This is a genomic window from Nonomuraea antimicrobica, assembly GCF_039536965.1.
Taxonomy (GTDB): Bacteria; Actinomycetota; Actinomycetes; order Streptosporangiales; family Streptosporangiaceae; genus Nonomuraea; species Nonomuraea antimicrobica.
In genome coordinates, this window is record NZ_BAAAZP010000311.1 from 1 (window position 1) to 786 (window position 786).

The following is a 786-nucleotide window of genomic DNA, read 5'->3' on the forward strand; positions in this document are numbered from 1 at the left end:
AATCGCCTGAGGATCGTCTACTCGACATTGTCCGCTCGCAACTCGGCTACACCGAGTCGGGCTCGGGCTGGACGAAGTTCGGTGCGTGGTGGGCTGAGCGGCACAACAAACCTGAGTCCTGGGCACACGAGCCGTGGTGTGACATGTTCCTCGCCTGGGCGGCTGATCGAGCCGGGCTGATCTCCGTAGTGGGCGATTCGGCCTGGACGCCTGGGCACGCGCAGTGGTTCAAGGACCGAGACCGTTGGGGGCACACACCTCGACGCGGCGCCATCGTGTTCTTCGACTGGGCTGGCTCACGGAACATCCCGGCGATCGATCATGTCGGCATCGTCGAGGCCGTCCGCTCGAACGGCACCATCGTGACGATCGAGGGCAACACCTCCAACCGTGTGATGCGCCGCGAACGCTCCGGCCTCGTCGCCGGCTACGGCTATCCGGCGTACTCGAGTAAGCCCGCTCCCAAGCCTCAGCTCACCTGGACGGAGGAGATCGTGAAGTCCCTGCCTTTGCTCAAGCGCGGCGCCCGTGGTTACGACGTCAAGACGCTGTTCTACCTGCTCCACGCCCGCGGCTACGGCCTGGGCGGAGGCATCGATGACACCGTCTTCGGCGAGCTGCTGGAGGACGCGCTGCGCGCTTTCCAGAAGGCGGCCGGTCTGAAGGTGGACGGCGAGTGTGGTCCGAAGACCTGGCCGAAGCTGATGCGTGTGGACTGACCGCCCCGGACTGATCGTGATGGCCTGCCCAACCGGGTTGGCCCTTTTTTGTGCCCACACACCTTGG

At 65.1% G+C, this 786-nt stretch carries 1 protein-coding gene; it reads left to right on the forward strand.

The genetic code is table 11. The features are described 5' to 3' along the window. The first annotated feature begins 26 nt into the window (after positions 1-26). The gene (locus ABD844_RS53000) at positions 27-719 is read left to right on the forward strand and encodes a CHAP domain-containing protein (protein ID WP_344897996.1); all 693 of its coding nucleotides are present in this window, start codon (positions 27-29) and stop codon (positions 717-719) included. Positions 720-786 lie beyond the last annotated feature (67 nt).